Source organism: Acetobacter papayae, from assembly GCF_047721125.1.
Classification (GTDB): Bacteria; Pseudomonadota; Alphaproteobacteria; order Acetobacterales; family Acetobacteraceae; genus Acetobacter; species Acetobacter papayae.
On record NZ_JBDNWF010000003.1, the window covers coordinates 1 to 26,186 of the forward strand.

The 26,186-nt window shown below is 60.1% G+C and carries 26 protein-coding genes and 1 tRNA gene; 12 read left to right on the forward strand and 15 right to left on the reverse strand.

Going from position 1 to position 26,186, the window contains the following annotated elements; all coding sequences use genetic code 11:
• Window positions 1-126 precede the first annotated feature (126 nt).
• Window positions 127-975: a pantoate--beta-alanine ligase gene (gene panC, locus ABF757_RS01590; RefSeq protein ID WP_415480661.1), complete on the forward strand. Its 849-nt coding sequence runs from the start codon at window positions 127-129 to the stop codon at window positions 973-975.
• 50 nt (window positions 976-1,025) lie between these two features.
• On the forward strand, window positions 1,026-1,388 hold the full coding sequence (locus ABF757_RS01595) for a RidA family protein (protein ID WP_415480662.1): 363 nt from the start codon (window positions 1,026-1,028) through the stop codon (window positions 1,386-1,388).
• 25 nt (window positions 1,389-1,413) lie between these two features.
• Here the strand turns inward: ABF757_RS01595 and ABF757_RS01600 are convergent.
• Window positions 1,414-1,489, reverse strand: a tRNA-Asn gene (locus ABF757_RS01600).
• A gap of 118 nt (window positions 1,490-1,607) precedes the next feature.
• On the opposite strand from ABF757_RS01600, the gene ABF757_RS01605 reads away from it, so the two are divergent.
• Together ABF757_RS01605 and ABF757_RS01610 are read left to right on the forward strand one after the other, a co-directional pair.
• On the forward strand, window positions 1,608-2,648 hold the full coding sequence (locus ABF757_RS01605) for an ABC transporter substrate-binding protein (RefSeq protein ID WP_415480663.1): 1,041 nt from the start codon (window positions 1,608-1,610) through the stop codon (window positions 2,646-2,648).
• A gap of 281 nt (window positions 2,649-2,929) precedes the next feature.
• Window positions 2,930-3,976: a GGDEF domain-containing protein gene (locus tag ABF757_RS01610; protein WP_415480664.1), complete on the forward strand. Its 1,047-nt coding sequence runs from the start codon at window positions 2,930-2,932 to the stop codon at window positions 3,974-3,976.
• 47 nt (window positions 3,977-4,023) lie between these two features.
• Here the strand turns inward: ABF757_RS01610 and ABF757_RS01615 are convergent, their stop codons facing one another.
• The 5 genes from ABF757_RS01615 to gluQRS all read right to left on the reverse strand — a co-directional run bounded on the left by ABF757_RS01615 (window position 4,024) and on the right by gluQRS (window position 8,506).
• Window positions 4,024-4,266 carry an EamA family transporter gene (locus tag ABF757_RS01615; protein WP_415480665.1) on the reverse strand — a complete coding sequence of 81 codons (243 nt, stop codon included), beginning with the start codon at window positions 4,264-4,266 and terminating at the stop codon, window positions 4,024-4,026.
• On the reverse strand, window positions 4,248-4,919 hold the full coding sequence (locus ABF757_RS01620; RefSeq protein WP_415480668.1) for a DMT family transporter: 672 nt from the start codon (window positions 4,917-4,919) through the stop codon (window positions 4,248-4,250). Before ABF757_RS01620 ends, ABF757_RS01615 begins: the two co-directional genes overlap by 19 nt.
• A gap of 14 nt (window positions 4,920-4,933) precedes the next feature.
• Window positions 4,934-6,139 carry a pyridoxal phosphate-dependent aminotransferase gene (locus ABF757_RS01625; protein ID WP_415480669.1) on the reverse strand — a complete coding sequence of 402 codons (1,206 nt, stop codon included), beginning with the start codon at window positions 6,137-6,139 and terminating at the stop codon, window positions 4,934-4,936.
• 4 nt (window positions 6,140-6,143) lie between these two features.
• Window positions 6,144-7,346 carry a pyridoxal phosphate-dependent aminotransferase gene (locus ABF757_RS01630; protein ID WP_025860293.1) on the reverse strand — a complete coding sequence of 401 codons (1,203 nt, stop codon included), beginning with the start codon at window positions 7,344-7,346 and terminating at the stop codon, window positions 6,144-6,146.
• Between the two features lie 197 nt (window positions 7,347-7,543).
• Window positions 7,544-8,506, reverse strand: a complete 963-nt coding sequence (gluQRS, locus tag ABF757_RS01635; RefSeq protein WP_415480670.1) for a tRNA glutamyl-Q(34) synthetase GluQRS — start codon at window positions 8,504-8,506, stop codon at window positions 7,544-7,546.
• Between the two features lie 194 nt (window positions 8,507-8,700).
• On the opposite strand from gluQRS, the gene ABF757_RS01640 reads away from it, so the two are divergent.
• Window positions 8,701-9,264 (forward strand): HNH endonuclease, encoded by a 564-nt coding sequence (locus tag ABF757_RS01640; protein ID WP_025860291.1) that lies wholly within the window; start codon window positions 8,701-8,703, stop codon window positions 9,262-9,264.
• Window positions 9,265-9,312: 48 nt separating this feature from the next.
• Here the strand turns inward: ABF757_RS01640 and ABF757_RS01645 are convergent, their stop codons facing one another.
• Both ABF757_RS01645 and ABF757_RS01650 read right to left on the reverse strand, forming a co-directional pair.
• Window positions 9,313-9,609, reverse strand: coding sequence for a hypothetical protein (locus ABF757_RS01645; protein ID WP_025860290.1), 297 nt, complete (start codon window positions 9,607-9,609; stop codon window positions 9,313-9,315).
• 147 nt (window positions 9,610-9,756) lie between these two features.
• The gene (locus ABF757_RS01650; RefSeq protein ID WP_415480671.1) at window positions 9,757-9,969 is read right to left on the reverse strand and encodes a heavy-metal-associated domain-containing protein; all 213 of its coding nucleotides are present in this window, start codon (window positions 9,967-9,969) and stop codon (window positions 9,757-9,759) included.
• Between the two features lie 138 nt (window positions 9,970-10,107).
• Between ABF757_RS01650 and ABF757_RS01655 the strand changes: the two genes are divergently transcribed.
• Entirely contained in the window at window positions 10,108-10,758 is a 651-nt protein-coding gene (locus ABF757_RS01655; RefSeq protein WP_415480672.1) for a hypothetical protein, read from the forward strand.
• A 33-nt stretch (window positions 10,759-10,791) separates the two neighbouring features.
• Here ABF757_RS01655 and hpnR read toward each other — a convergent pair whose 3' ends face one another.
• Window positions 10,792-12,333: a hopanoid C-3 methylase HpnR gene (gene hpnR / locus ABF757_RS01660; protein ID WP_025860287.1), complete on the reverse strand. Its 1,542-nt coding sequence runs from the start codon at window positions 12,331-12,333 to the stop codon at window positions 10,792-10,794.
• 307 nt (window positions 12,334-12,640) lie between these two features.
• Window positions 12,641-13,063 carry a nucleoside-diphosphate kinase gene (gene ndk / locus ABF757_RS01665; protein WP_025860286.1) on the reverse strand — a complete coding sequence of 141 codons (423 nt, stop codon included), beginning with the start codon at window positions 13,061-13,063 and terminating at the stop codon, window positions 12,641-12,643.
• 134 nt (window positions 13,064-13,197) lie between these two features.
• Between ndk and ABF757_RS01670 the strand changes: the two genes are divergently transcribed.
• The gene (locus tag ABF757_RS01670) at window positions 13,198-15,114 is read left to right on the forward strand and encodes an ABC-F family ATP-binding cassette domain-containing protein (RefSeq protein ID WP_415480673.1); all 1,917 of its coding nucleotides are present in this window, start codon (window positions 13,198-13,200) and stop codon (window positions 15,112-15,114) included.
• 154 nt (window positions 15,115-15,268) lie between these two features.
• Here ABF757_RS01670 and ABF757_RS01675 read toward each other — a convergent pair whose 3' ends face one another.
• Complete coding sequence (locus ABF757_RS01675) at window positions 15,269-16,471, reverse strand: MFS transporter (RefSeq protein ID WP_199897830.1); 1,203 nt, start codon at window positions 16,469-16,471, stop codon at window positions 15,269-15,271.
• 151 nt (window positions 16,472-16,622) lie between these two features.
• Between ABF757_RS01675 and ABF757_RS01680 the strand changes: the two genes are divergently transcribed.
• The 3 genes from ABF757_RS01680 (at window position 16,623) to ABF757_RS01690 (ending at window position 19,403) form a co-directional block, all read left to right on the forward strand.
• Window positions 16,623-17,789, forward strand: a complete 1,167-nt coding sequence (locus ABF757_RS01680; protein ID WP_415480674.1) for an AI-2E family transporter — start codon at window positions 16,623-16,625, stop codon at window positions 17,787-17,789.
• A gap of 72 nt (window positions 17,790-17,861) precedes the next feature.
• A complete protein-coding gene (locus tag ABF757_RS01685; RefSeq protein ID WP_025860284.1) occupies window positions 17,862-18,560 on the forward strand; it encodes a response regulator transcription factor in 699 nt (232 codons plus the stop codon).
• Between the two features lie 78 nt (window positions 18,561-18,638).
• Window positions 18,639-19,403: an SIMPL domain-containing protein gene (locus ABF757_RS01690; RefSeq protein WP_415480675.1), complete on the forward strand. Its 765-nt coding sequence runs from the start codon at window positions 18,639-18,641 to the stop codon at window positions 19,401-19,403.
• 109 nt (window positions 19,404-19,512) lie between these two features.
• Here ABF757_RS01690 and infC read toward each other — a convergent pair whose 3' ends face one another.
• The 4 genes from infC to ABF757_RS01710 all read right to left on the reverse strand — a co-directional run bounded on the left by infC (window position 19,513) and on the right by ABF757_RS01710 (window position 24,016).
• Window positions 19,513-20,049 (reverse strand): translation initiation factor IF-3, encoded by a 537-nt coding sequence (gene infC / locus ABF757_RS01695; protein ID WP_035370517.1) that lies wholly within the window; start codon window positions 20,047-20,049, stop codon window positions 19,513-19,515.
• A gap of 154 nt (window positions 20,050-20,203) precedes the next feature.
• The gene (thrS, locus tag ABF757_RS01700; protein ID WP_415480676.1) at window positions 20,204-22,144 is read right to left on the reverse strand and encodes a threonine--tRNA ligase; all 1,941 of its coding nucleotides are present in this window, start codon (window positions 22,142-22,144) and stop codon (window positions 20,204-20,206) included.
• Window positions 22,145-22,214: 70 nt separating this feature from the next.
• Window positions 22,215-23,180, reverse strand: coding sequence for a glycosyltransferase family 9 protein (locus ABF757_RS01705; protein WP_415480751.1), 966 nt, complete (start codon window positions 23,178-23,180; stop codon window positions 22,215-22,217).
• Entirely contained in the window at window positions 23,180-24,016 is an 837-nt protein-coding gene (locus ABF757_RS01710; protein WP_415480677.1) for a tetratricopeptide repeat protein, read from the reverse strand. The genes ABF757_RS01705 and ABF757_RS01710 overlap by 1 nt, the downstream gene beginning before the upstream one ends.
• A gap of 124 nt (window positions 24,017-24,140) precedes the next feature.
• On the opposite strand from ABF757_RS01710, the gene ABF757_RS01715 reads away from it, so the two are divergent.
• Window positions 24,141-25,349, forward strand: coding sequence for a glycosyltransferase family 4 protein (locus ABF757_RS01715; protein WP_415480678.1), 1,209 nt, complete (start codon window positions 24,141-24,143; stop codon window positions 25,347-25,349).
• Complete coding sequence (locus ABF757_RS01720; RefSeq protein ID WP_025860281.1) at window positions 25,346-26,152, forward strand: NAD kinase; 807 nt, start codon at window positions 25,346-25,348, stop codon at window positions 26,150-26,152. Before ABF757_RS01715 ends, ABF757_RS01720 begins: the two co-directional genes overlap by 4 nt.
• The last annotated feature ends 34 nt before the right edge of the window (window positions 26,153-26,186 follow it).

Here is a 26,186-nt window from a genome sequence, read left to right on the forward strand (position 1 = left end):
CACCCGAACCGGCACATCACTCAACCCCACTCAGCCCTCTGGCTGGCCCTGCGGGCAGGCTGGAGCTAGACTGCCCGCCCGCGCTCTCTACCGCGCAGCTTGGTGTGATTGTTTTCAGGATTTTTCATGCATATCGTCCAGACCAGAAAAGACCTGCGCGCCCTTGTTGGGCAATGGCGCGATGCGGGAGAAACCATTGGTGTTGTGCCTACCATGGGGGCCCTGCACGATGGACATATGGCGCTGGTCAAAGCTCTTGACGGCAGGGTTACCCGGCGGATCGTGACCATTTTCGTCAACCCCATCCAGTTCAACAACCCCAAGGATTTTCAGCTCTACCCGCGTGGGGTGGAGGCCGATGCCGCCCTGCTGGCCGCCACAGGCAAAGTGGACGTGTTGTACAACCCGTCCGAGCAGGAAATGTATCCACCGGGCTTTGCCTCGCGTGTCATGGTTTCGGGGCTGGATTCCATGCTGTGTGGGGGGGACCGCCCCGGCCATTTTGATGGCGTGGCCACGGTTGTCAGCAAACTGTTCAACCAGACTGGTGCACAGGTCGCGGCTTTTGGCGAAAAAGACTACCAGCAACTCTGCATTATCCGCAGGCTGGTGAGCGACATGGATATACCGGTGGATATTCTGCCCGTTGCCACCGTGCGCGAGGCCGATGGACTGGCCCTGTCCTCACGCAATCGCAGGCTTAGCCCTGCCCTACGCCAACAGGCGGCCCTGCTACCCGCAGCCCTCAACACCGCCCTTGCTGCCATGCAGGCAGGCCAGCCGAGTGCCGCTGCTCTGGCGGATTGCACGACAACCCTACAGGCCGGGGGCTTTACGGTGCATTATCTGGAACTGCGCGCGCAGCAAACGCTGCAACCCGTCACGCAGGCTGAACCCGGTGCCCGCCTGTTTGTAGCCGCCACCCTTGGCGATGTCAGGCTGATCGACAACATGCCTGTGCTGGTATCCGCGTAAACCGCCCCGTGAGACACCATCAGCAAACCAAACACAAAGGAAAAACCTCCATGACCAGCCCTACCCCACTAACCCGCCTAGCCCCGGAAGAGCGCCTGAGCGGTGCGGTCATTCATAACGGCCTGATCTATCTGGCTGGACAGATAGCAGATGATTCCAGCCTTGATGCGCAGGGGCAGATGACCGACATTCTGCAACAGGTAGATGCGCTACTGGCCGCAGCCGGAACGGACAAAAGCCGCCTGATTTCCGTACAGATTTTTCTGGCTGACATGGCCGATATGGACGGCATGAACCGCGCATGGGACCTCTGGCTGGACCCCACGAACAAACCCGCCCGCGCAACGGTTGAAGCCAAGTTGGCTGACCCACGCTGGAAGGTGGAACTGACAGGCATTGCCGCTCTGCCGTAATAGATTTTTTGGAAAATATTAAGGCTGGCTCCCGAAGTAGGACTCGAACCTACGACCCAGCGATTAACAGTCGCTTGCTCTACCAACTGAGCTATTCGGGATCAGCGAGGCATCGTATAGCCGCCCTTTTGGTACGCGTAAACCCCCTTGCTGATGTTTTTTTTGCATTTTTTTGACTTCGCCGCCGACAGCCCGCCTAACTCGTAGTAAGCAGGGAGAATGAGTAACCAAGGTCTTTCTTCCGTCTCGCGTCGTGCCCTGCTTGGCGGAGCAGCAATTGCCACAACCGCCACAGCCGCGGGTCTGTTGCTTGCCCCGCAATTTCGCCACAGACACCCACGCCTGCAACCGGATGGGACTTACCGCAAGCTACGTCTGGGCTGGGCCGGGGCAGAACACTGCCCGGTTTTTGCGGCGGCGCAGCAGAAAGGCTTTTTTGCTCATTACAACCTCGATATCGAGGTTGTTTCTTCCAGCGCCAACGGCCATGAAACGCTCGACGCCATGCAGAACAAGGCGTTTGATTACGCCGTAGCCTCAGCCCTGATCTGGATCCAGTATCTTAACAACGGCATGCCTGCCCGGCTGGTTCTGGGTGTTCAGCCCGGCAACTTCCGCCTGCTGGTACGCCGCAGCAGCGGCATTACCCGGCTTGATCAGCTCATGGGCCGCACAGTGGCCATTCCCGACCGCAATGCGGCGGACAAGCTGTTTTTTGCGGTGATGATGCGCCGCAAGGGGCTGGACGCCATGAACCGGATTACATGGCAGGACATGCCTTTCGAGCAGATCAGCGAGGCCGCACAGGCACAGAAGATCGAAGCCGTGGCTGCACATGACCCTTATGCCTGGCAGCTCCTGCACGACCACCCGGACCTGTTTACCGAACTGGTTGGCAGCAATACCGGCCATTATGCCGAACGCACCAGCCTTGTAATGGGCGTGAGTGACGCAGCACTGGCCGAAGACCCGGCAGCCGCCACCGCACTGGTGCTGGCCCTGATGGATGCCGCCCACTGGGCCGATACCCACCGCGATGAAGCCGCCACACTTATTGCCGACGACACCCCGGCCCTGAGCAGCGATAGTGCTCGGGCCATGCTACATAGCGAGCCACTCATACGCCCGGTTACGGGCAGCGCCTTTCGCGACCAGATCGCCCAGTATTGCGATGAACTACAACTGATCGGCCTTATGCCTGATCTTGAGGATTCCGCCGCACTCGCACACAATTTCACCCGCAACGTGCTGCACGCCTGATCACGCCCCCCCCGAAAGAGCACACTCCCTGCCCGGCCATCAGAACCAAGACGCAAACAGGGTTTCCTACCTGCACATCAAACCATTACTCTTCACCTGTGAGTTATCCTGCCCAATGCAATCTTGTGACCCTCGGTAGATTACGGGCAATCTCTCATGCATGCCGCAAAATAACTGCGGTGGAGAAAAGTTTCACAGAACCCTAACCCCGTCCTGAAATTATGATGTATATAGGCTCTACGGTCTAAAATCAGGAGCACTGGGAAAGTATAAGGTATTGTATGGAATTTTTTTTAAAATTCAAAAACATACTCAGTCTGGAAATAATATCTTTTATCTCCGCCTGTCTGGCTTTTCTGGGAGCTTTACACGAGCGGAGCAATCATGCCTCCACGCCCGCCAGTAAAATTATAAAGGCCAGCATACCCTGTTTTATGGCAACAAGTGTATGGATTATACACCATGTTGTGCTCGTTAAAATTTTTGGCCTTTCCAGCGAAAATTTCAATATCCCTCATTCCATTCTATCTTACGCTTTCCTTGTTTGTGGGTTTTATTTCGCTTTAAAGATTATAGATTTTGGTTTTCATTTTTCAAATTATATAGCCGGAGCAACTATCGGTATATTTATTTGCATTTATCACATTTCAGATAAATATTTTCTCATTCACCACTCCGTTGCCCGCCCCTTTAAGGCGGAAATGAATGCAAATTCTGTTTTTTTGATTTTATCATTTATTATTCTCTGGTCATCTATTGTTGGTTATTTAACGGATTATTACAAAAACCGCGAACAAATATCCTATCTAAAGAAAATTGCCTATACCGACAATCTGACAAGCCTATCCAACAGAAACGCGCTGAATGACCACTTCAAAAATATACTTTCAAAAAGCACCGAAACAGGTAGCCAATTTGCCTGTATGATCATTGATCTGAATAACTTCAAAGATATCAATGATAATTACGGCCACCTGATTGGAGATGAAATTCTCACACTCATTGGTGGCAAGCTTAAAGCAGCTTTCAAGAACACAAATCATTTCCTCGGCCGCCTCGGGGGCGATGAATTTATTGTTCTGGCGCATTATCAGAATCTGTCTGAAATCGAAGCCATTGCAGATAAAATCTACAACACTGTTGTTGAAGGTAATCGCATAGGGAATGACCTGCTCAAGGTCGGGTGCTGCATAGGCATTTCCCTATTCCCGGAAAATGGCACAACGCAAAAAATACTTATGAACCTTGCAGATGTCAGTCTTTATAAAATGAAAAAACAGCGTCTGAATGGCGTATGTTTTTATAGCAGCAGCGCTACAGAGGACTAAAATAGACAGCCATCCACGCCCGGTCAGCCGGATCGTGTAACAAAAACCTAACCGGGGTTTTTGTCAGCTGCTTTCTTGCCCAACCGCATCTCACTCACCAGAACACCCAGCACAACCAGCCCGGCACCGGCCAGAGCACGCGCTGGTAGCGCCTCGCCCGCCAGCCAGCCCACAAGCCCGGCCCAGACAGGCTCACCCGCATAAATAACCGTTGCCCGGGTGGGAGAAACCGTCTGCTGCGCCCAGTTCATGGCCGTATAAATCGCGGCACTTAAACCGCCCAGCCCCATGAAAATGCAGGCGCAGCCTCATGAGCCAGCGGCATACCGCAGAGTGCAAGCACCCCCACCACCAGAAGCTGCACCACGGTCATGCGGAAACTATCAAGACCGGGGCGGGCAAAATACCCGACCAGAACAATTTCAAGCGCGATCATTGCCGCTGCTATCAACGTACCAACTTCGCCAGCGCCCAATTGCAGGCTGACAATCTGCCGCCACCCTGTCAGCAGCACCAGACCACAAAATGCGCAGCCTATACCCAACCATCCGGCAAGACGCGGCGCACGCCCGCTGAACAGCCACTGCACAAACGGCACCACCGGCACATACATACCGGTAATAAAGGCGGACTGACTGCTGGAAATGCTGCGCAACCCCCATGTCTGCAAGGTATAGGCGCCAAACATAACCACGCCGATCACACCACCCGCTACGCATTCCGCCCGGTTGAGGCCTCGCATGATCCGGGCAAAAAGCAGGCAGGTAAGCGCGCCGGCTGTCATAAACCGCGCGGCAACAAAAAACAGCGTGCCTGTGTGCTGCTCCGCGCGCTGAACCACCAGAAAGGTGGCTCCCCATAAAGCCGCAGTAATAACCAGAACTAGTTCGGGCAGAAAAGAGCCAGAACGCGGCGTGTCAGCCCCCGCCCTGGCCTCTGCCATTACCGATGCATCGTTCAGCATAAGCCACTGACAAACCGGCTGATCCGCGCGCAGGCCTCGGCCAGTGCCTCGTCAGAGGTCGCGCAAGACAACCGCAGATAGGGCGAAGCCCCGAATGCGCTGCCCGGCACCGTGGCCACATATTCCTCTTCCAGCAGGGCCTGAGCAAAATCGAGATCACTCTCCAGTAGTCTTCCGCCCGCCGTGCGGCGACCCAGACAACCCGCCACACCGGGATAGGCATAAAAAGCCCCGGCTGGCAGGGCGCAGGTCAGCCCTGGCACAGCCTGCAGGGCTTCCACCACCATGCGCCGCCTGCGGCCATAAACCTCCACCATGGCCGAAACCAGATCAGCCGGGCCATCCAGCGCCGCCGTCGCCGCCGCCTGCGCAATGGTGCAGACACCTGATGTCGCATTGCCCTGCACGCCGCGCATGGCCGCGATAAGGTCTGTCGGCCCACCTGCAAACCCCACGCGCCAGCCTGTCATGGCATAGGCCTTGGACACACCATTGAGCGTAACGGTACGGTCTTTCAGGTCGGGCGCAACTGCTGCGATCGAGGGTGCATGCGCGCCGTCAAACACTAGGTGTTCGTAAATTTCGTCTGACAGAATCCACGCATCGGGATAGGCGCGCAGCACTTCCGCAATAGCCTCGAGATCCTCCACCGTGCACACGGCCCCGGTCGGGTTGGAGGGGAAGTTCAGCACCAGCCAGCGTGTACGCGGTGTCATAGCCGCGGCCAGCGCATCGGCCCGGAGGCGAAATCCGTCTTCCTCCCGACAGGGCACGAATACCGGCTTCGCCCCGAACATACGGGCAATAAGCGGGTAGCTGACCCAGTATGGCGCGGGCACCACCACCTCATCCCCCGGATTGAGCGTGGCCATGAACGCATTGAAAATGACCTGCTTGCCCCCGTTGGACACCATGATGTCCGATAGCGCGTAATCCAGCCCGTTATCGCGGGCAAACTTGCGCGCGACCGCAGCCTTGAGGGCGGGCGTGCCATCCACGGGCGGGTATTTGGTCTGCCCGGCAAGGGCTGCTTCATGCGCAGCCTGCACAACGGCTGGAGGCGTTGCAAAATCCGGCTCGCCCAGCGCCAGAGAAATGACCGGCGCGCCCTCGACCCGCAGCGCGCGGGCCCGGGCGGCCATTTCTATGGTCGCGGGGGCAGGCAGGCCCTTGAGGCGGTCAGCAAAAACCCGCGCCATGCGCCTAGTTCACACCCGCGCAGAAACGCTGGATACGCGTGCAGGCTTCACGCAGGCTTTCCGTATCCGTTGCGTAGGAAATACGCAGATACCCCGGATACATGAAGGCCGAACCATGCACGGCGGCCACGCCTTCCTCTTCCAGCAGGGCCCCCACAAAATCTTCATCCGTGGTCATCAGGCGGCCACCGGGCGAGGTCTTGCCCAGACAATCCTCGATATTGGGGAACACATAGAACGCACCCTGCGGTGTATCACACTGCATGCCCTGCGCCTGATTGAGCATGGACACCACCAGATCGCGCCGCGCCTGATAAACGGACACCATCTCGCCAATAAAGTCCTGCGGGCCGGTCAGGGCTTCGAGTGCTGCCGCCTGCGCGATGGAGCACGGGTTGGAGGTGGACTGCCCCTGCAGGGTGTTCATGGCCTTGGTAACGGCCACAGGCGCACCCGAGAAACCAATGCGCCAGCCTGTCATGGCATAGGCCTTGGATACGCCATTCATGGTGACCGTGCGCTCACGCAGGCGGGGCTCCACCTCCACGAAGGTGGCGGGGCGGAAGCCGTCATAAACCAGCTTGGCGTAAATATCGTCGGTAAAGACCCACACATGCGGGTGGCGCAGCAGCACGTCACAGAGCGGCCGCAGGTCTTCAGCCGAATAGGCCACACCCGTGGGGTTGCAGGGAGAGTTGAGGAAAAACCACTTGGTGCGCGGCGTAATGGCAGCCTCAAGCTCCTCGGCCGTCAGGCGGAAACCGTTTTCACGGCGGCAGGGCACGATAACGGGCACCCCTTCGGCCAGCGTGACGATATCGGGATAGGACACCCAGCACGGTGCTGGAATAATGGCTTCGTCTCCCGGGTTGAGGGTCGCCATCATGGCATTGTAGATCACCTGCTTGCCGCCGGTGGACACGATGATTTCCTCGGGCTTGTAATCCAGCCCGCTATCGAGCCTGAACCGCTCGGCAACGGCACGGCGCAGTTCGGGCGTGCCTGCCACATCGGTATAGCGTGTCTGCCCGGCCTCGATCGCGGTGATAGCCGCGCTGGCAATATTCTGGGGCGTACGGAAGTCAGGCTCGCCCGCCGACAGGCTGATAATGTCGCGGCCCTCGGCTTTCAACGCGCGGGCACGCGTTGAAATAACGATGGTCTGGCTCGGGCTGATCCTGGTCATGCGGTCAGCGACAATGCTCATGGCTTCCTACTTTCCAACACGTTTACCTCAGGCCCGCGGGGTGGAGCATCCACGCTCCCGGTTATCCCTGCGGTCTGTTATGACTGCGGCACACTAATCGTGTTCGCGAGCGCGCGGAATATACGATTTCAGCCCGCAGGCGCTTTTTTCGACTACACGCACTGATTTTACCACAGCCCTTTTCGGCAACGCCCCTTTTACCATGCTCCCGGCCCCACTCTGCTTTCCTTCGCACTGGCTGGCAGCATATCTGCCATACCGGCAAGGGCCCTCACCGCCTCGGGGCTCAGCCCCACCTCACGCATGGCACGAATGGAGCGCGCGCCTGCGCGTTTGGCCAGCCGGTGTCCCTGTGCATCGCACAGCAGGGGGTGGAAACAATAGGCAGGAGTTGGCCAACCCATCAGCACCTGTATCAGCCGGTGCAGGTCAGTTGCCGGGCGCAGATCCTCCCCGCGCGTGACCAGCGTAATCCCCTGTGCGGCGTCATCATGGCAGACACACAGGTGATAGGATGCCGGAACATCGCGCCGCGCCAGCACCACATCGCCAAACAGTTCCGGGATGCAGGTCACACTGCCGCGTTCGAGGTCGTGATAGCTCAGGGGCCATTCAGCCCCACCATGCTGTCGCACCTGTTCCAGCGCCCGCGCCATATCAAGGCGCAGCACGTAAGGGTGCCCGGCCTCGATACGCCTCAGGCGCTCCGCGGCTGACAGGTGCCGACAGGTGCCGGGATAAACCACGCTGCCATCCGGAGCTGCATGGGGGGCGGACAGCATGCCTGCGCGCTCACGCTGGATATCAGAGCGTGTGCAAAAACACGGATACAGCACACCCAGCGCCTGCAAATGCGCCAGCGTTTGCCCATACTCCGCCATTCGCTCGGACTGACGCAGCACCGGCGCGCCGGAATGCAGGCCTAACCATGCCAGATCTTCCAGCAGGGCGGTTGAAAATTCAGGCCTGCACCGTTGGGGGTCTATGTCCTCCAACCTGACCAGCCACAGGCCGCCAGCACGGGCATATCGCCAGCCGAACAGGGCCGCGGCCACATGGCCCAAATGCAAAAATCCGGTGGGGCTGGGTGCGAACCGCGTGCGCCAGCCCACAGAGGGCGCATCAGGTGTAACACCATTGTAATGTAATGGAAAATTCATGGTTTTTATACCGAAAAACACCAGTACACAGCCTATATACCCCGTCGGTTTCTTTACGCTTTCTTGCCACACACCCGAAGCTCTGCAATACTGCGTGCAGTAATTATCTCGACGACGCATTGCCTGAATGGCCGTTCCCCGAGTTTTACGGCCCATCTCTGGCGGCGTTCCCGAGCATGATAGGGAGACGCGTCTTGGCGGATGGCAGTACTCTGAATTTTCCGGCCCTTGTCCTCAATGCCGATTTTAGGCCTCTCTCCTACTTTCCACTTTCCCTATGGTCCTGGCAGGATGCCATAAAGGCTGTATGCCTCGACCGTGTTTCGGTTCTGAACGAATACGATGTGGAAGTACGCTCACCCCGGCAGACATTCCGCCTGCCCAGTGTCATCGCCCTGAAAGACTTTATTCCCGCAGCGCGCAAACCGGCTTTTACGCGGTTTAATGTCTTTTTGCGCGACAATTTTTCCTGCCAGTATTGTGGCGAGCGCTACCCTACTCAGGAACTGACATTCGACCACGTTATTCCACGCTGCAAGGGTGGGCGCACAAGCTGGGAAAACGTAGTGACGGCCTGCGGTTGCTGCAACCTGCGCAAAGGCCCGCACATGCCCCAGAAAATCGGCATGATTCCGCGCCGCCCTCCGGCCCGCCCCACCTCATGGGAGCTACAGGAAAACGGCCGCGCCTTTCCGCCTAACTACCTGCATAAAAGCTGGTGCGACTATCTCTACTGGGATACCGAACTGGATAGCTGAGCCCGCACAACAAAACCCTTGAGCGCAGGCTCAGGCTCGAGCTGGCAGTCAGGGTGTGTAGCTGTAGCCGTGTTCCTGCGCGAGCTTTTGCAGGTCGGGCGCCCCTTTCAGGTTAAGGGGAATAAGCTTGGCGTCTTTCTCACCCAGCACAAAACCATGGTTGGTCAGGCGCTGGCAGGTATTGGCCGCCAGAGGAAAGCTGAGAAACATCGGTGGGGCCATCTGCTTACGCAGGCAGGATACATCGGTATCAGAGGGCAGACGCCCGATTTCGGACGAACAGCCGCCCAGCAGAATACCGCCCACGGCCAGAACGCTCAGGCCCAGTGTTGTCGTCTTACGCATTGTGGCCCTTGTCCGCCCTGTTATGCCCTATATCCCGTCTGCCCCACAGCGTGGCCGGTTGCTGCTTATGGTGGCATGTCCACCCGCTTACCGCCAGCCACAGGAGGCTTGCACCATGCCACGCCAGCGCATGGCACGGCGGCGTTTTCAGCCTACCTCGTAACCCGCGCCACGAATGGCGTTGCGCAGGGAGGAAATGCCAGCCCGCGCCGGATCATAGGTAACCGTCACTTCGCTGGTGGCCAGATTCACATCCGTGGACTCAACACCTTCAATGGCGGCAAGAGCGCGCTTCACGGCGGACACGCACCCGTCGCAGGTCATGCCCTCAACCATGAAACTTGTCGTGCTGGAACTCATTGCACCCATTTCCCTTCTAAAAATAAACGAAGTATAACCATTCAGGTCATTCGTATCCTTACCATAGCCCAATTTCCCTCCGGCAGGAAACAGGGAACGCCCCCTGCGCACCGGATGCGGACATGGTATGCTCCACCAATGACCCAGCCACCGCCCACCCTGCCCGATACCCTGACCGACAGGCTTTATCTGTCCACCCTGATCGCCCGGCTTGAAAACGCCCTGCTGGCGTCCCCCAGTGCAACCCGTGCGCTGGAAGAGTGGATAGCGCTGGCCCCTGAGCGCATAGCCGCCCCCCTGCTGGTGGAAAGAACGCACGAACCGGCTACGCCCTGCCCGGCGGCCTTCGCCCCCCTGCTGGGCGAGGCCCCGCTGCACTACCGCAAAATCCGCATGACCTGCGGGCCGCTTGTCCTGTCCGAAGCTGAAAACTGGTACAGACCCGACCTACTGGATACGGACATGCAGCAGGCACTGGACACAACCGACATACCCTTTGGCCGCGCTGTGCATGCGCTCGGTTTTTTCCGCCAGACCCTTGCGCGCGAAAGCCTGTGGTGGCCCCTGCCACAGGAAACCCTGTCTCGCGCGCAGCTTCAAACCCTGCGGGCTGGAACGGACAGGCAAACCGCCGCACAGGAAAATCTGCCCGCCTCCCCCCCCAGCGGAATTGCCCTGCCTGCGCATCTGTTCCGCCATACGGCACTGTTACGCACACAGGCAGGCAGGCCGTTCAGTCTGGTGGCTGAAACCTATACAGCCCAGAGCCTGTGGCCTTTTCTGGGCTGAAATACCGGATAAGCAGGCCAGACCTGCCTGAAATCAGACCTCCTCACCCATGCGCGTGGTATCGACAAATTTTTCGGTAGCATCATCCAGCGCGCGGGTTTTGCGCCCCCCCGGCCCATGCACATACAGGTCGGAGCGGGAAATATTGTCCACCGCATCGGGCTGGATCGGCATAAGGTAACGCGCCGGGCGCTGGTGATCCGCAAGCTGCAGGGCCGGATTGAAAACGGAATTGAACTTCCACAGCATCTTTACAAAATTCGTCTGCCCCTGCCGCAACAGGCGCACGGCTATACCCGCCGTATCTTTCAGCGCTTCCCAACCCATATGCTTGGTGTTGAGCACCTGCTGGGTCTTGACCAGTTCTTCGTAAAACTCAGGCAGCGGCAGGGTTGTGGGCAACACGGCATGCTGGATATCGAACAGGCGGTAATCGCGCGTGGTCAGGCGGCGCGCTTCCTTGTGCCAGATTTCCGTGCCCGGATAGGGCGTGGTTACGGAAATATTGACGATATCAGGAATTTCCAGACACCACTGGCGCACGGTTTCAAAGCGTTTTTTGTCCCATGAGGGATCAGCAATAATGTTGATTGCGACAATCAGCCCCAGAGAGCGGGCATATTCCAGCGCTTCGAAATTCTTGTCGAGCGATACGCGCTTGCGGAACTGTTTCAGTCCTTCCTCATCCACCGCTTCCAGCCCGATAAAGATGTAGGAAAGGCCAATCTCACTCCAGACCTTGAATACCTCCTTGTTGCGCAGCAGCACATCGGCACGGGTTTCAAGGTAATATTCCTTTTTGATACCGCGCTTCTTGATCTCGTTGGCAATGGCCATGCCGTGCTCTTCATGCACGAAGGCCACATCATCAACGATAAAAATACCCGGCTCCTTGATCTCTTCCAGTTCATCCGCAATCACCTGCGGGCTGGCCGTGCGGTAGGAGCGCCCATAGAACGTCCAGGCGGAACAGAACGTACAGTCCCACGGACAGCCACGCGCAAACTCGATAGACGCGGCGGGGTCCAGCGTGCCGATAAAATACTTGTTGCGGTGCCTGAGCAGATCGCGCGCGGGGCGCACATCATCCAACGATTTGACAAAAACCGGTGGCGGGCCTTCGCCTTTGATCGTGACGACCCCCGGCACCTCCATAAGATCCTGCCCGTCACGCATGGCGTTGAGCAGCAGCCCGATGGTGGCATCTCCCTCGCCCTTGAGGATACAGGTCACTGTCCCTTCGGCAAGGTCGAGCACATCCTTGGCAATAAACGAGACGGAATGCCCGCCTATGATCTGCACCGTGGACGGATTACGGTAATGCACCGCCCGGCACAGATCGAGAATTTCAGGCACATTGGCCAGATAATTACCCGAGTAGCAGACCGCATCAGGCTGGAAGTCATCCATAATCTTCCAGAAATCATCATGCGTTTCCACCTGCAGGTCGATAATGCGCACATCGTGACCCGCCGCGCGGGCCGCGCCCGCCACCAGTTCCAGCCCCAGAGGCTCCAGCCTGAGGAAAACCCGCGTGTACATGAGTGCGCTCGGATGAACGGCCAGAAGTTTCATGACATCCCTCTCTGCCGGTCTGACAATGGCGCGCAGTCAGGGCTGCCCGATGTCAGGCCAAAGTTTTTTCCGTATCCGGTAGTATAGAAACGATCTGTCTAGCTTGTCGTGCCTGTCAGGCAGGCACCACCCATGCGTGTGCGACCGGCTTTTAGCTGCCATGCGCCAGAGCTTTACCTGAAGCTATGCAAGCGCCCGCACCCATCGTGCGAAACTGTCCCATAAACGCAAAACGGGCGCTCCCAGCATGGCTGGAGAGCGCCCGTTTTCAAATCATCCCGCCGGGACTTGCCCGGCAGAAAAGATCTTACGGAAGGATTTCGGTTTCCGCGAAGAAGAAGCGGATTTCGTTAGCGGCGTTTTCGGCGCTGTCGGAACCGTGAACGGAGTTTGCTTCAATGCTTTCAGCAAACTGCGCGCGGACGGTGTGGGCTTCGGCCTTCTTGGGGTCGGTCGCACCCATGACGTCGCGGTTCTTGGCAACAGCGTTCTCGCCTTCGAGCACCTGCAGCACGACGGGGCCGGAAATCATGAAGGACACCAGATCGTTATAGAAGGGGCGTTCCTTGTGCACGGCATAGAAAGCACCAGCCTGCGCGGGGGTGAGCTGGACGCGCTTCTGCGCAACGATGCTCAGGCCCGCATCTTCGAACACGGCGTTGATCTTGCCCGTCAGGTTACGGCGGGTTGCATCGGGCTTGATAATGGAAAGCGTGCGTTCCTTGGCCATGGGCCTTACTCCTGTCTTGCTGTACGATCCGCCCTCAAAGCGGCTTTCACGCCCCCATCTAGAGCATATCGGCCAAGGCTGGTAGGTACCACACAGAATGTAATGTACGATTCCATCAAATAACGGGAACCGCGTTGAGCCTTCTTGTCATCTCCGAGCTATCCTTACGCATGGCAGGCCGCCTGCTGCTGGATAACGCCAGTCTATCCGTTGAACCGGGCCGCAAAATAGGGCTTGTCGGCCGCAACGGCGCGGGAAAGTCTACCCTGCTGGCCGCCATAGCGGGAGATATAACCCCCGATGGGGGCGAAATCCGCCTTTCCGCCCGCGCCCGTATGGCCCGCGTCAAGCAGGAAGCCCCGGCCGACCTTGGCTCCCTGCTGCAAACCGTTCTGGCGGGGGATGAGGAACGCACGGCTCTGCTGGCCGAGGCCGAACACGCGACAGACCCGCAGCGCATTGCCGAAATTCATGAGAGACTCCGCGCCATTCAGGCCGACAGCGCCCCGGCTCGCGCGGCTTCCGTGCTGGCCGGACTCGGGTTTGACACCGAAGCGCAGGCCCGCCCCGTTTCGGACTTTTCCGGCGGGTGGCGCATGCGCGTCTCGCTGGCCACGGCTCTGTTTCTCGAACCTGACCTGTTGCTGCTCGACGAGCCCACCAACCATCTCGACCTTGAAGCAACACTCTGGCTGGAAGACTGGCTGCGCCGATTCGCCGGGGCCGCGCTAATTGTCAGCCACGACCGCGGCCTGCTCGATTCGTGCGTGGATGCCATTGCCCATCTGGACCGTGGCAAGCTGAGCCTGACACCGGGCGGCTACGAAAATTTCGTACGCATCCGCACCGAGCAAGCCCTGCAACAGGCCCGGCAGGCTGAAAAAATCGCCACACAGCGCGCGCATATGCAGTCCTTTGTGGACCGCTTTCGCGCCAAGGCCACCAAGGCCCGGCAGGCACAGGCCCGGCTGAAAGCGCTCGAAAAGCTGCCCGTCATCGAAAGCGTGGTGGAAGACACCCCCACACGCTTCGCTTTTCCCGAACCCGAAGGGCTGCCGCCGCCTATCCTGAACATGAGCCGCGCCAGCGTGGGCTATGACGGGCGCCCCATTCTGTCTGGCCTGTCACTGCGGCTGGATATGGAAGACCGCATTGCCCTGCTGGGTGCCAACGGCAACGGCAAGTCTACGCTGGTCAAGCTGCTGGCGGGCAGGCTGGAGCCGATCAGCGGCACGGTGGAGCGCAATCCCCGGTTGAAAGTCGGCTATTTTGCCCAGCATCAGGCCGAGGAACTCCGGCTGGATGAAAACGCCATCGACCATATGAGCCGCGCACTGCCCAAGGCCACACCGCCTGCCGTGCGCGCCCAGCTTGCCCGCTTCGGGCTAGATGTGGACCGGGCCGAAACCCCCGTGCGCGATCTGTCGGGTGGCGAAAAAGCGCGCCTGCTACTGGCGCTGGCCACGCGCGACGCCCCGCAGCTTCTGCTGCTGGACGAACCCACCAACCATCTCGACCTCGATGCGCGTGACGCGCTGATCAGGGCACTCTCCGCCTTTGAAGGCGCGGTCGTACTGATCAGCCATGACCCGCATCTGGTCGAACTGGTGGCGGACCGGCTCTGGCTGGTTGCCGATGGCAAGGTAACACCCTTTGAGGGCGACATGGCGGAATACCGCACATGGCTGGCCGAACGCGCCCGCGCCGCCAACAAAGGCCGCACCACCCAGCGCCCCGATGCCGACAGCGCGGCCACACAAAGCAACCGTAAGGAAGACCGGCGCGAACGTGCTGAAGCCCGCAAGGCGCAGGCTCCCTTGCGCAAGATCATCAAGGATGCGGAAACAAAACTGGCCAAGCTGGAAGAAGAGCGCACCAAACTGGAAAGCGCACTGGCCGACCCCGCTTTGTATGCCGAAGGCAAGGCCGCCGAAGTAACAAAACTCAATACCCGTCTGGCCGCCCTGCAACGTGAGCAGGATGAAACCGAAGAGCGCTGGCTGAGCGCACAAACCGAAATGGAAGAAGCCGCGAACAGCCCCGAAACCTGAACCTGCGCGACACAGGCCCACAAAAGGCACAGACCTTGCGGGTTAGCCCTCCGGCGGATCGGAACAGTCCGCCGGGGGCTGCCAGTTCCAGCCCGCTACGGGGCCAGAAGACAGGGCGCAGGGCCAATAAAAACAGGCCCTGCATCATACAGGGTTAACCCGCCAGAGCGGCGGCCCGGTTGTTATCGCGCCGCTCCGCTGCCAAAGACAGCACGAACAACACAAGCCCGATCACTGACAGCACCATGCCCGCCCAGCCCGTAGCAGCGGAGCCAAAACCTGCTGTCAGCACCAGACCACCCAACCATGCCCCCAGCGCGTTCGCCAGATTAAAGGCGGCATGATTCATGGAGGCGGCCAGAGTCTGTGCATCCGCCGCCACGTCCATCAACCTGACCTGCATGGCTGGCCCCACCGCAATACCACCACCGAGCATGAAAACCGCCAGTGCAGTCAGCCACATATGGGTGGCCACGAGGGAAAACAGCCCAAGTGCGAGCGCATTCCACACAAACGCACCAATAGCCGTCCATTTCAGGCTCTTGTCCATCAGGTGGCCACCGGCCCATGCGCCAGTGCACATGCCTACACCCCACACAGCCTGAAACAGCGGCACGCCCCATACCGGCACGCCAGTCACCTCCTGCAACGTCACCGAGAAATAGGTGTACACACAAAACATGCCACCGCAGCCCACCGCCACGGTGCCCATGACGTACCAGACCTGCTTGCGCGTGAACGCCTGAAGTTCGGAAAGGGCCGAGCGCGCCTTGTTCGGCGGGTCATAGGGCACCCATGCCATAACCATCAGGCAGCAGAGTGCTCCCACAAGCCCGATCAGCACATAAGACAGACGCCAGCCGAAATAGGAGCCCGCATAAGTGGCAAAAGGTGCCCCCACCACATTGGCAATCGTCAGGCCAGAAAAAACACGCCCAACCGCGCGGCCGCGATAGCCCCTGTCCACCAGCCCGGCCGCCACAAGGGCAGCTACCCCCATGAACGCCCCATGGGGCAGGCCAGTTACAAACCGCGCCAGATCAAGCATGCCCAGTGTGGCAGCCAGAGTACCCAGACAGTTGGTAACGGCAAACCAGCCCATGAGTACGGCCAGCAACGTACGCCGCGAGAGTGTCGCCCCAAAAACCGCGATAAGGGGAGCCCCCACGACCACACCCATCGCATAGGCCGAAATGGCCTCACCCGTTCTGGGAATCGTAGCCTGCACGCCCTGCGCCATCTGGGGCAGAAGCCCCATGGCGGCAAACTCACCCGTACCAATCGCGAAAGTGCCCACCGCAAGGGCAAAAATAGCCTTGGAGGCCGCCGCGAGGCTTCCTTCTTTTACACCGGACATTCCTGGTGTTTACTCCCGTTTCACAAGATTCTTTCTCGACTGCGGATACGCGGCAACAAGAATTTAGAGAAAAAATTACGATATGGCGCTACCACAAACCGTATCAGACTGCCGTTACACAGACCCGCGCCTTTCCGAAAGAGCTTTTTGCATGTCTTCAGAACACCCTTCGGGACCGTCAGAACAGGTTTCCGCTCCGTCACATGCTGCGACACCGGATGAAACGGCGCCGCACGGCGCAAGCCACGGCACGCCATCCGCCACTGCCATCGTCGGCAAACAGGTAGATGCCCTGCGCATGCTGCGTATCAGCCTGAGCACCGTGGCCGCAGGCATGCTGATCTGGCTGCTAGGTGATGTGATGATGGTCATCTTTGCCTCCGTGCTGTGCGCGGTGGTGCTGCATGGCCTGTCCGCCCTGCTGGTGCGCCACCTGCGCCTTTCCTACGCATGGGCGCTGGCGCTGGTTGTGGTTGCGGTTATCAGCAGTGTGGTGCTGCTAGTGTGGAACAGCGGCCCGTCCATCGCCAACGAAGTCATGCGTCTGCAAGAAGCCCTGCGCCAGCAGGAAACCGCTCTGCGCCAGACCATGCAGAACAGCCCCACGGGCCAGCTTATTGCCAAATACCTGCCCTCATCGCTGGGCAACCCACAGGGGGGTGGCGAGAGCAGTCTGGCCTCTCTCGGCTCACGTCTGGCCGGTTCAATGACCGGCATGCTTGGCTCGGCTTTCGGCGCGCTTGGCACCATTCTGGTGGTGCTGATCGCGGGGCTTTATTTTGCCATGTCTCCCAGCACCTACGCCAATGGCCTGCTGCGGCTGGTGCCGCCCCCGCGCCGCCAGCACATGCGCGGGCTGATGATCCGGGCCGGGCGCACCCTGTGGGCATGGGTGGCCGGGCAGTCGCTTGATATGCTTGTGGTGGGCACGCTCTCCGCTCTGGGCCTGTGGTTTATCGGGGTACCGCTCGCGCTCGCACTGGGTGTGCTGGCGGGGCTGTGCAACTTCATTCCTTATATCGGTGCTATCATGGGGGCCGTGCCTGCGCTGCTGCTCGCGCTCTCACTGGGCACGCGCGAGACTGTTATGGTCGCAGCCCTTTACGCCACCATCCAGTTTTTGGAAGGCAACGTGCTGGCCCCCGTCATCCAGCGCCACGCAGTACAGATGCCACCGGCCCTGACCGTGCTTTCACAGACATTGTTCGGTGCAATCCTCGGCTTTCCCGGCCTTATTCTGGCCTCGCCACTCACGGCAGTCCTGCTATCCATTCTGGATGGCGTAACCCCGGCCCTGTCTGAAAAGGATCGCCTGTAGCCCCTATAGGTGACAAGACAGGGTTAATACTGTACCGTTCTTCGGTTTCATGCGAAACACCGAGGAGTGTCCATGCGTGTTCTGCTTGTCGAGGATGACCAGACAGTCCGCAGGTTTATCGCCAAAAGCCTGAGCGAGACAGGTCATCTGGTCGAACAGGCGGAAGACGGCCGTCAGGCGCTACTCCATGCGGGTGCTGCGGTCTTTGATGTCATCATCCTCGACCGGGTGCTGCCTGATACACCCGAGGGCCTGCATGTCCTCACCACCCTGCGCAAAATGGGCAACACTACGCCCGTTCTGCTGCTTTCCGCCCTGTCCGATGTCGAAGACAAGGTGGCGGGCCTGAAAGCGGGTGCTGACGATTACATGACCAAGCCTTTTTCTTTCGCCGAGCTTCTGGCCCGGCTTGAAGCGCTGACACGCCGCAACCGCACCATAGCCCAGCCCGCCACCCATCTTGACGTGGGTGATCTGGCGATAGATCTGCTTTCGCGCACCGTGCACCGCGCTGGACAGAAAATCGACCTCCAGCCCCGCGAATTCCGCCTGCTGGAATTTCTCATGCGCCATGCAGGAGAAGTCGTAACCCGCTCCATGCTGCTCGAAGGTGTATGGGATTACCATTTCGACCCCCAGACCAATGTCATAGACGTTCATATTTCCCGACTGCGGCAAAAAATAGACAAACCGTTCGAACACCCCATGCTGCAGACCGTGCGCAATGCCGGTTACATGCTCGCACGCGAAAGTACGCCCCCCCTGCCATGAACCTGCCGTCATGTGCAGGCGTTATGGAGCGTGATACGCAACAGAGCGCCTGCAGACATGGCGCATGGGAGTGGCTTGATGCCCACATTTTTCCGCCCGACCGGTTTTTATCTCTCCGCACGCCGTGCAGCCACCATTGCGCTGCCCGCTCTCTGCACCGCCCCCCTGCTGCTTGCCGCCACGCAGGCGCAGGCCCAGACAGCGCCCTCCGGCCCGGCCCAGACCAAGCTGACCCTGCGCGCCGAAGGACATGTGCAGACTGCCCCCGATGAACTCACCGCTACATTCCGGGTCGAATCCCGCGACAAAAGCCCCGCCAGCGCTCAGCAGGCCGTCAACAGCCGGATAGGCAAGGCCATGGAACAGGCCGCCAAGGTGGAGGGCGTTACCACAGCGGCACTGGAATACACGGTTTCCGAACAGCATCAGGAAAAAAGCAATACGTCGTTCTGGGTTGCCCAGCAGACCATCACCCTCAAGGCCCATGACAGCAAAATTCTGCTGCCGCTGGTAGGGCAGCTTCAGGCGCAGGGGCTTATTCTCGAACAGCTCGAATGGTCCGTTTCCGAGGAACGCCGTACAGCGCTGACCCTTCAGGCTGAAACCGAAGCCGTAAAGGACCTGCAAAAACAGGCCCACACACTGGCGGAAACACTGGGCCAGCAGGTCTCGCATTTTGAGCGGGTTGATGTTTCCGCCCAACCGCTGCCCCGCCCCATGCCTGTGATGCTCATGGCCGCGCGCATGGGAGCTGATGCAGCAGAGGCACCGGTTCCTTCCAGCACGGGTGAAGCCCAGACCATACGGGCCTCCGCCACAGCCACCGTGCTTCTAACCCCCTAAATAAAATGTACCCTACGCTGAGGGGCGCGCTACATCCCCCTGAAAGCACAAAACCCGCTTCCGACCTGAGGTCTGAAGCGGGTTTTGTAAACAGAGCGGAGCAGACCCTTTAGCGGGGTGCCAGCACCATGATCATCTGCCGGTTTTCAAGACGCGGCATCTGTTCAACCTTGGTGAGTTCGTCCGTTTCGGCGCGAATCCTCTCTAGAACCTTGATCCCCAGTTCCTGATGGGCCATTTCGCGGCCACGGAAGCGCAGCGTGACCTTGACCTTGTCACCATCGCCAATGAAGCTTTTGATCGCGCGCATCTTAACCTGGTAGTCATTTTCATCGATATTCGGACGAACCTTGACTTCCTTGATTTCGATAACCTTCTGCTTCTTCTTGGCTTCGTTGCGCTTTTTCTGCTGTTCGTACTTGAACTTGCCGTAGTCGAGAATCTTGACGACCGGCGGCTCCGCATTGGGGCTGATTTCCAGCAGATCAAGCCCGACACCATAGGCACGCGCCAGAGCGTCACGAACGGTCATGATGCCGATCATTTCGCCGTTTTCATCAATGAGACGCACCTGCGGAACGCGAATCTCTTCGTTCACTCGCGGCCCTTCGCGGCTCGGGGGCGCGGGAAAAGGGGATCTGGCTATGGTCGGCTCCTGTTTTTTGTTACAAATTTTGGCTCAAGCCCCAAGGGGGCTTTTTCGCGGCGGTATTATGTGCGTTCCCAATTTTTTATCAAGCCGCCCATAAGAAAAACCTGTCATTGCAGCCTTGCTGCAACGACAGCCGCTTTCCTTCCTTTTACTCGGGTGTGCGCGCTACCCGCATATCCGGCGGGGTCGCTTCCGCACCCAGCATCTGCAACGCTTCAGCCAGCGTCAGGTTCTGCTGATCCTGACTGCCAAGGCGGCGCATGGCCACGGTGCCTTCCTCCGCCTCGCGGCGGCCTACGACGAGCATGACCGGCACACGGGCCAGACTATGCTCACGCACCTTGGCGTTAATCTTGTCGTTGCGGACATCCGCCTCAGCCACCAGACCCGCATCCCGCAGGGACTGGGCCACTTTTTCGGCATAAGGTGCGGCATCGCTCACGATAGACGCCACCACCACCTGCACCGGCGCCAGCCAGAGCGGGAAGCGACCGGCGTGCTGCTCGATCAGAATACCAAGGAAACGCTCGAACGAACCCAGAATGGCCCGGTGCAGCATGACAGGCCGGTGGCGGGCCGAATCCTCGCCTACATAGCTGGCGTCAAGCCGTTCGGGCAGAACGAGGTCAACCTGCAACGTGCCGCACTGCCAGTCACGGCCGATGGCGTCACGCAGCACGAATTCCAGTTTGGGACCGTAAAACGCACCTTCGCCGGGGTTATGTTCGTAATCCACCCCCGCGACAGCACAGGCTTCTTTCAAAGCGCTTTCCGCCTTGTCCCACACATCCTCGCTGCCCGCGCGCTGCTCTGGCCGGTCAGCAAACTTCACGCGCACATGCTCGAAGCCGAGATCGCCATAGACTTCATGCAGCATCCGCACGAAGCGCACGGTTTCATCCGCAATCTGGTCTTCCGTGCAGAAGATATGCGCATCGTCCTGCGTAAAGCCACGCACGCGCATAAGCCCGTGCAGCGCGCCCGAGGGCTCGTAACGGTGGCAGGCCCCAAATTCCGCCATACGCAGCGGCAGTTCACGGTAGGAGCGCAGGCCATGGCGGAAAATCTGCACATGGCAGGGGCAGTTCATGGGCTTGAGGGCAAGTGTCTTGTCCTCGTCCTCCACGGTCGCCACAAACATGTGGTGGCGGTATTTGTCCCAGTGGCCTGAGGCTTCCCACAGCCCACGGTCAACAAGCTGCGGGGTCCGCACTTCCTGATAGCCGTGGCGGGTCTGCACGCGCCGCATGTAATCCTGCAGCACGCTGTAAATACGCCAGCCCTTGGCGTGCCAGAATACCTGCCCCACAGCTTCTTCCTGAAAATGGAACAGGCCCATTTCCCGGCCAATACGGCGATGGTCGCGCTTTTCGGCTTCCTCAAGCTGGTGCAAATGGGCGTCGAGCTCTTTCTGATCGCGCCATGCTGTGCCGTAAACGCGGGTCAGCATCGGGTTGCGATGATCACCACGCCAGTAGGCACCAGCCACCTTCATCAGCTTGAAGGCCGTACCAACGTCCTTTGTGGTGCGCAGATGCGGCCCACGGCACAGGTCCAGCCACTCGCCCTGACGATAGATGGAAATATCTTCGCTCTCGGGCAGATCGCGGATCAACTGCGCCTTGAAGCTCTCTCCGCGCTCTTCAAAAAAGGCGATGGCGTCATTGCGGTTCCAGACCTCGCGCACGAAGGGCTCTGCTCCCTCCACGATTTCACGCATGCGCTTTTCAATCGCGGCGAAATCATCAGGGGTGAACGGCTCGGCACGGTAGAAATCGTAATAGAACCCGTTTTCAATGGACGGCCCAATGGTCACCTGCGTACCGGGGAACAGGTCCTGCACGGCTTCGGCCAGCACATGGGCGGCATCGTGGCGGATCAGTTCAAGGGCTTCGGGATCTTTGCGGGTAATGAAGCGCAGGGCCGCATCATGGCGGATATCCTCGCGGATATCGCACAGGCGGCCATCCACTTCCATCGCCAGTGCGGCTTTGGCCAGTCCGGGCCCGATCGCTTCCGCCACCGTCGTCCCCGTAACCGGCCCGTCAAAACTGCGAACAGAACCGTCGGGTAGGGTGATAGCGGGCATGTTGATCCAAGCTCCAGTGTGTCGATATGGCTATTCAGGCCGCAATAAGGCGGCCCTGTGCTTAATGGCGCTACCAGAGCGCGGCTGCAACCCTCTGTACCGAAAGTAACGCCATATCACGCACCCACAGCACCCGCACCTGCCCCGGCACAAGCCCCATGGGGGCGGCCAGCGCAGGGTCGCCCTTGCCACAGAACAGGGTCAGGCAGCGGCAGCCTGTCAGTGCGGCAAGATGCATCGGGCCGGTATCGTTACCCACAGCGGCCCATGCGTGGGCCGCCAGCCCCGCTACATCTGCTATGGTCGTCAGGCCTGTCAGATCCAGTGCCGTGGGGCAGAGTGCCTGCACCCCCTGCGCCAGAGGCTTTTCGGCCATGCCCCCCACCACAACAGGTCGAATCCCCCGCTCGGCCAGAATGGTAGCCAGTTCGCCATATCGCCGCAGCGGCCAGCATTTGGCAGGATGGCCGGGCGAAGCCCCCGGCACCAGCAGCCCATAAGGCTGTTCAAGCCCCAGACTGGCAGGGGTCAGCCTGGCCTGTGCCAGCAGCCAGCCAATCTCCGGTTCGGGCACGCTCTCAATCCCGGCCATGCGCAACTGGTCTCGCTGGCGCGCACGGGTGTGCATATCGTTACGCCACGGGTTGCCATGCGCCAGAGCCGAGCACGGCACATGACCCGACCACCCGGCCGGTTTGCCCGCCAGCCGGAAATACCGTGCCGTACGCCCGGATGTTTGAAGATCGTAAACCCTGTCAAACCCGCGCAGGAACTGGCGCAATGCCAGCAGGCGGCGCGGCGTGGCCAGACCGGGGCGCTCATCTTCCACCACCTCATCAAACCATGGGCATGAGCGGGCGAGTTCAAGAAACGGTCTGGTTGTCAGCAGGGTAATACGTGCCTGCTGGTGCGCCTGCCTGATCGCCTGAAACGGCGCGAAGCTGTGAATGAAATCACCCAGCGCGCCAAGACGGATCACAAGCACATCATGCACAGGAGCAGGCGTGCCCTGCCCTGCCCGATGCGGCGTTTGTATCACGGCGAATCCGGGTCCGCCGCCATGACGGCCAGATCCTGCCGGGCCAGATCGGCCTCATGGCTGTCGGGGGCCAGTTCGAGCACCTGCTGCCAGTCCTGTCTGGCGCTGGCGGCATGGCCTTGCTGTTCGCTAATAATCCCGCGTTCCAGCAGGGCCTCGGGGTTGAGCGGATCAAGTGCGAGCGCGCGGCTGACATGGCCCAGAGCCGGGCCAATCTGCCCCATGCGCCGTTCCGCCGTGGCCAGCAGGACATAAGTTTGCGAAGACGCCTGCGGAACCACCGCCAGAAACCCCGTCAGCACATCCCGCGCCGCACCAGTCTCGTTCTGCTCCAGCAATGCCCGTGCCAGCACAATAACCAGCCCCTGATCCTGCTTCTGGCGTGCAAGGCCATATTCCGCACAGGCCTGAGCCCGAGCAGCCTGCCCCAGCGCCAGCCACGCATCCGCCGCCTCACGCGCAAGCTGGGCCTGATCCGCGCTGGATGGCCCATCCGCATGGCCTGTTGGCAGTTTTGCCAGCGCTTCCAGATCGGTCGCGGCGGTTGCCTCATCACCCGTTTCAAGCTGCGCTAACGCACGGCAGTGCCGGGCCTGCCAGCCCGCTCCGGCATGCACGGCATCCTGTGCGTAATCCAGCGCACCGGAGGGGTCTTCTCCCACCATTTTCATGCATGCGGCCACCGACCATGGTGGTGCCTTACCAGCACCCGCCCCATGGCTGCGCGTTGCTGCCACGGCCCACGACCCTGTGGCGAACAACGCCGTACCGGCCAGAACACCCCGCACAGGCAGGGATGAGGAGAGCCGCGATATCCGAAAAGAACGACACATGGTTGTTTTCATAGCAGACACCGGCCAGCACCGGTCAAGCTGAACCCATTCCCCGCTACCCTCCGGGACGCCAGACTCAGGCGCATGGTAGGCGTGCGGGCGCAAAGCATGGTAAGGGGCGAGCATGACCCAAGCCCCTGCCTCTCCCGTTATTATGCAGGTTCTCCCGGCACTTGATCAGGGCGGTGTGGAACGCGGCACGATAGAAATGGCCGAAGCCATTACCCTTGCCGGCGGGCAGGCACTGGTTGTCAGTACCGGAGGGAGGCTGGAAAGCCGCCTGCGCCATGCGGGGGGCACGCATCTCGCCCTCCCCCGTGCCAGCAGCCGCAACCCGCTGCATATCCTGCGTAATGCCCGCGCCCTTGAACGAATTATCCGCGCACATGATGTTGCGCTGGTTCATGCCCGCTCGCGCGCGCCGGCTTGGGCGGCACGGCTGGCCTGCCGCCGGGCAGGTGTTCCGCTTGTCACCACATGGCATGGCGACCACGCAGCCCGCTTTGGCGCCAAAAAGCTCTACAACGCCGTTCTGGCCAGCGGTGACAGGGTTATTGCCATCAGCGCGCATATCGCCCGGCGGCTGGCGGGGGAATACCATGTCGGCCCTGACAGGCTGCGCACCATCCCGCGTGGGGCCGATATCCGGCAGTTCTCTCCCGATTCCGTCAGCGGCCAGCGTGTGCATGATCTGGCCGAACAGTGGCGCGTGCCCCCTGATATTCCCGTCATCCTCATGCCCGGACGCCTGACCGCATGGAAAGGACAGGCCCTTGTGCTGCAGGCACTGGGGCAGATTGCCACAACCCGCCCGGAGCTTAGATGGTGCTGTGTGCTGATCGGCTCGGATTCACAAGGCGGCCAGTATGCCCGCACACTGGCGGAACAGGCTGCACAGGCCGGGGTGAGCGAGCATATCCGCTTTGCAGGACATTGCGATGACATGCCCGCCGCCATGGCCATGGCCTGCATGGTACTGGCCCCTTCACTCCGGCCCGAACCTTTTGGCCGTGTGGTAGTGGAAGCACAGGCACTGGCCAAACCCGTTATTGTTGCGCGCCATGGCGGTGCCATCGAAACCGTGCAGGACGGCGAGACCGGATTGGCCATAACACCCGGCAACGCCACCGAACTGGCCCACGCCATTGAAACCGTGCTGGACAGCCCTGAAGAGGCCCGCGCCTTCATGGGAGACAAGGCCCGGCAGGCCGTGCTTGACCACTACACAACACAGGCCATGCAATACGCCACCCTTGCAGTCTATGATGAACTGCTGGGCACGGCCCTTGCCCCCCATTTTGCGGCTGCCCTTACACCGGAAACACAGCCATGACCGCTCCGGCCCCTCTGTCACCCTTCAGCCAGCCCCCCAGCCGCCTTGCCTTCATGGCCGCACCCAGCGTCGAAGCCCGGCACGAACTGGACAGGCTTGTCGCGCGCTATGGCAACCGCCACCCCGGCGAGGCCGATGTGATTGTCTGCCTCGGGGGCGACGGCTTCATGCTGGAAACATTAAGCGGCGTGCTGGAAGCCGGGCTTGAAACACCCGTTTACGGCATGAACTACGGCTCTGTCGGGTTTCTAATGAACCCAACGGACGAGGAAAATCTGCCAGAGCGCCTGTGGCATGCGCAGGCGGCCACGCTGCACCCGCTGCGCATGAACGCCACCACCGTGCGGGGTGAGCATTTCGAGGCCTTGGCTCTCAACGATGTCTATCTGTTCCGCCAGACCCGACAGGCCGCCAAGCTCCGTATCGATGTAGATGGTCTGGTGCGCCTGCCTGAACTGATCTGCGATGGTGCATTGCTGGCCACACCCGCAGGCTCCACTGCCTATAACCTGTCCGCTCATGGGCCGATCGTGCCGCTCTCGGGCAATCTTCTGCCCCTGACCCCCATCTGCGCCTTTCGCCCCCGGCGCTGGCGCGGCGCGCTGCTGCCCTCCTCCGCCGAGGTCAGCTTTACCGTGCTGGAGCAGGACAAGCGCCCAGTGGCAGCCGTGGCCGATTCGATGGAAATTCGCGAGGTGGCGCATGTCAGCGTGCGTGAAGACCGGAGCCAGAGCGTGACGGTTCTGTTCGACCCCGGCCAGACCCTTTCCGAGCGGATCGCCAGCGAACAGTTCAATGCCTGAGCGGCAGGGCGGGCCAATGCCTGATTATTCGCAA

Excerpts from the sequence above, each read along its gene's own strand:
- ABF757_RS01690 (WP_415480675.1), top strand. The coding sequence starts at position 18,639 with ATGCCCACATTTTTCCGCCCGACCGGTTTTTATCTCTCCGCACGCCGT.
- ABF757_RS01655 (WP_415480672.1), top strand. The coding sequence starts at position 10,108 with ATGACCCAGCCACCGCCCACCCTGCCCGATACCCTGACCGACAGGCTT.
- ABF757_RS01630 (WP_025860293.1), bottom strand. The coding sequence starts at position 7,346 with ATGAGCATTGTCGCTGACCGCATGACCAGGATCAGCCCGAGCCAGACC.
- ABF757_RS01595 (WP_415480662.1), top strand. The coding sequence starts at position 1,026 with ATGACCAGCCCTACCCCACTAACCCGCCTAGCCCCGGAAGAGCGCCTG.
- ABF757_RS01645 (WP_025860290.1), bottom strand. The coding sequence starts at position 9,609 with ATGCGTAAGACGACAACACTGGGCCTGAGCGTTCTGGCCGTGGGCGGT.
- thrS (WP_415480676.1), bottom strand. The coding sequence starts at position 22,144 with ATGCCCGCTATCACCCTACCCGACGGTTCTGTTCGCAGTTTTGACGGG.
- gluQRS (WP_415480670.1), bottom strand. The coding sequence starts at position 8,506 with ATGAATTTTCCATTACATTACAATGGTGTTACACCTGATGCGCCCTCT.
- ABF757_RS01710 (WP_415480677.1), bottom strand. The coding sequence starts at position 24,016 with ATGTGTCGTTCTTTTCGGATATCGCGGCTCTCCTCATCCCTGCCTGTG.
- ABF757_RS01650 (WP_415480671.1), bottom strand. The coding sequence starts at position 9,969 with ATGAGTTCCAGCACGACAAGTTTCATGGTTGAGGGCATGACCTGCGAC.
- panC (WP_415480661.1), top strand. The coding sequence starts at position 127 with ATGCATATCGTCCAGACCAGAAAAGACCTGCGCGCCCTTGTTGGGCAA.
- ABF757_RS01615 (WP_415480665.1), bottom strand. The coding sequence starts at position 4,266 with ATGGGGCTGGGCGGTTTAAGTGCCGCGATTTATACGGCCATGAACTGG.
- ABF757_RS01680 (WP_415480674.1), top strand. The coding sequence starts at position 16,623 with ATGTCTTCAGAACACCCTTCGGGACCGTCAGAACAGGTTTCCGCTCCG.
- ABF757_RS01715 (WP_415480678.1), top strand. The coding sequence starts at position 24,141 with ATGACCCAAGCCCCTGCCTCTCCCGTTATTATGCAGGTTCTCCCGGCA.
- ABF757_RS01625 (WP_415480669.1), bottom strand. The coding sequence starts at position 6,139 with ATGGCGCGGGTTTTTGCTGACCGCCTCAAGGGCCTGCCTGCCCCCGCG.
- hpnR (WP_025860287.1), bottom strand. The coding sequence starts at position 12,333 with ATGAAACTTCTGGCCGTTCATCCGAGCGCACTCATGTACACGCGGGTT.
- ABF757_RS01720 (WP_025860281.1), top strand. The coding sequence starts at position 25,346 with ATGACCGCTCCGGCCCCTCTGTCACCCTTCAGCCAGCCCCCCAGCCGC.
- ABF757_RS01620 (WP_415480668.1), bottom strand. The coding sequence starts at position 4,919 with ATGGCAGAGGCCAGGGCGGGGGCTGACACGCCGCGTTCTGGCTCTTTT.
- ndk (WP_025860286.1), bottom strand. The coding sequence starts at position 13,063 with ATGGCCAAGGAACGCACGCTTTCCATTATCAAGCCCGATGCAACCCGC.
- ABF757_RS01610 (WP_415480664.1), top strand. The coding sequence starts at position 2,930 with ATGGAATTTTTTTTAAAATTCAAAAACATACTCAGTCTGGAAATAATA.
- ABF757_RS01675 (WP_199897830.1), bottom strand. The coding sequence starts at position 16,471 with ATGTCCGGTGTAAAAGAAGGAAGCCTCGCGGCGGCCTCCAAGGCTATT.
- ABF757_RS01685 (WP_025860284.1), top strand. The coding sequence starts at position 17,862 with ATGCGTGTTCTGCTTGTCGAGGATGACCAGACAGTCCGCAGGTTTATC.
- ABF757_RS01605 (WP_415480663.1), top strand. The coding sequence starts at position 1,608 with ATGAGTAACCAAGGTCTTTCTTCCGTCTCGCGTCGTGCCCTGCTTGGC.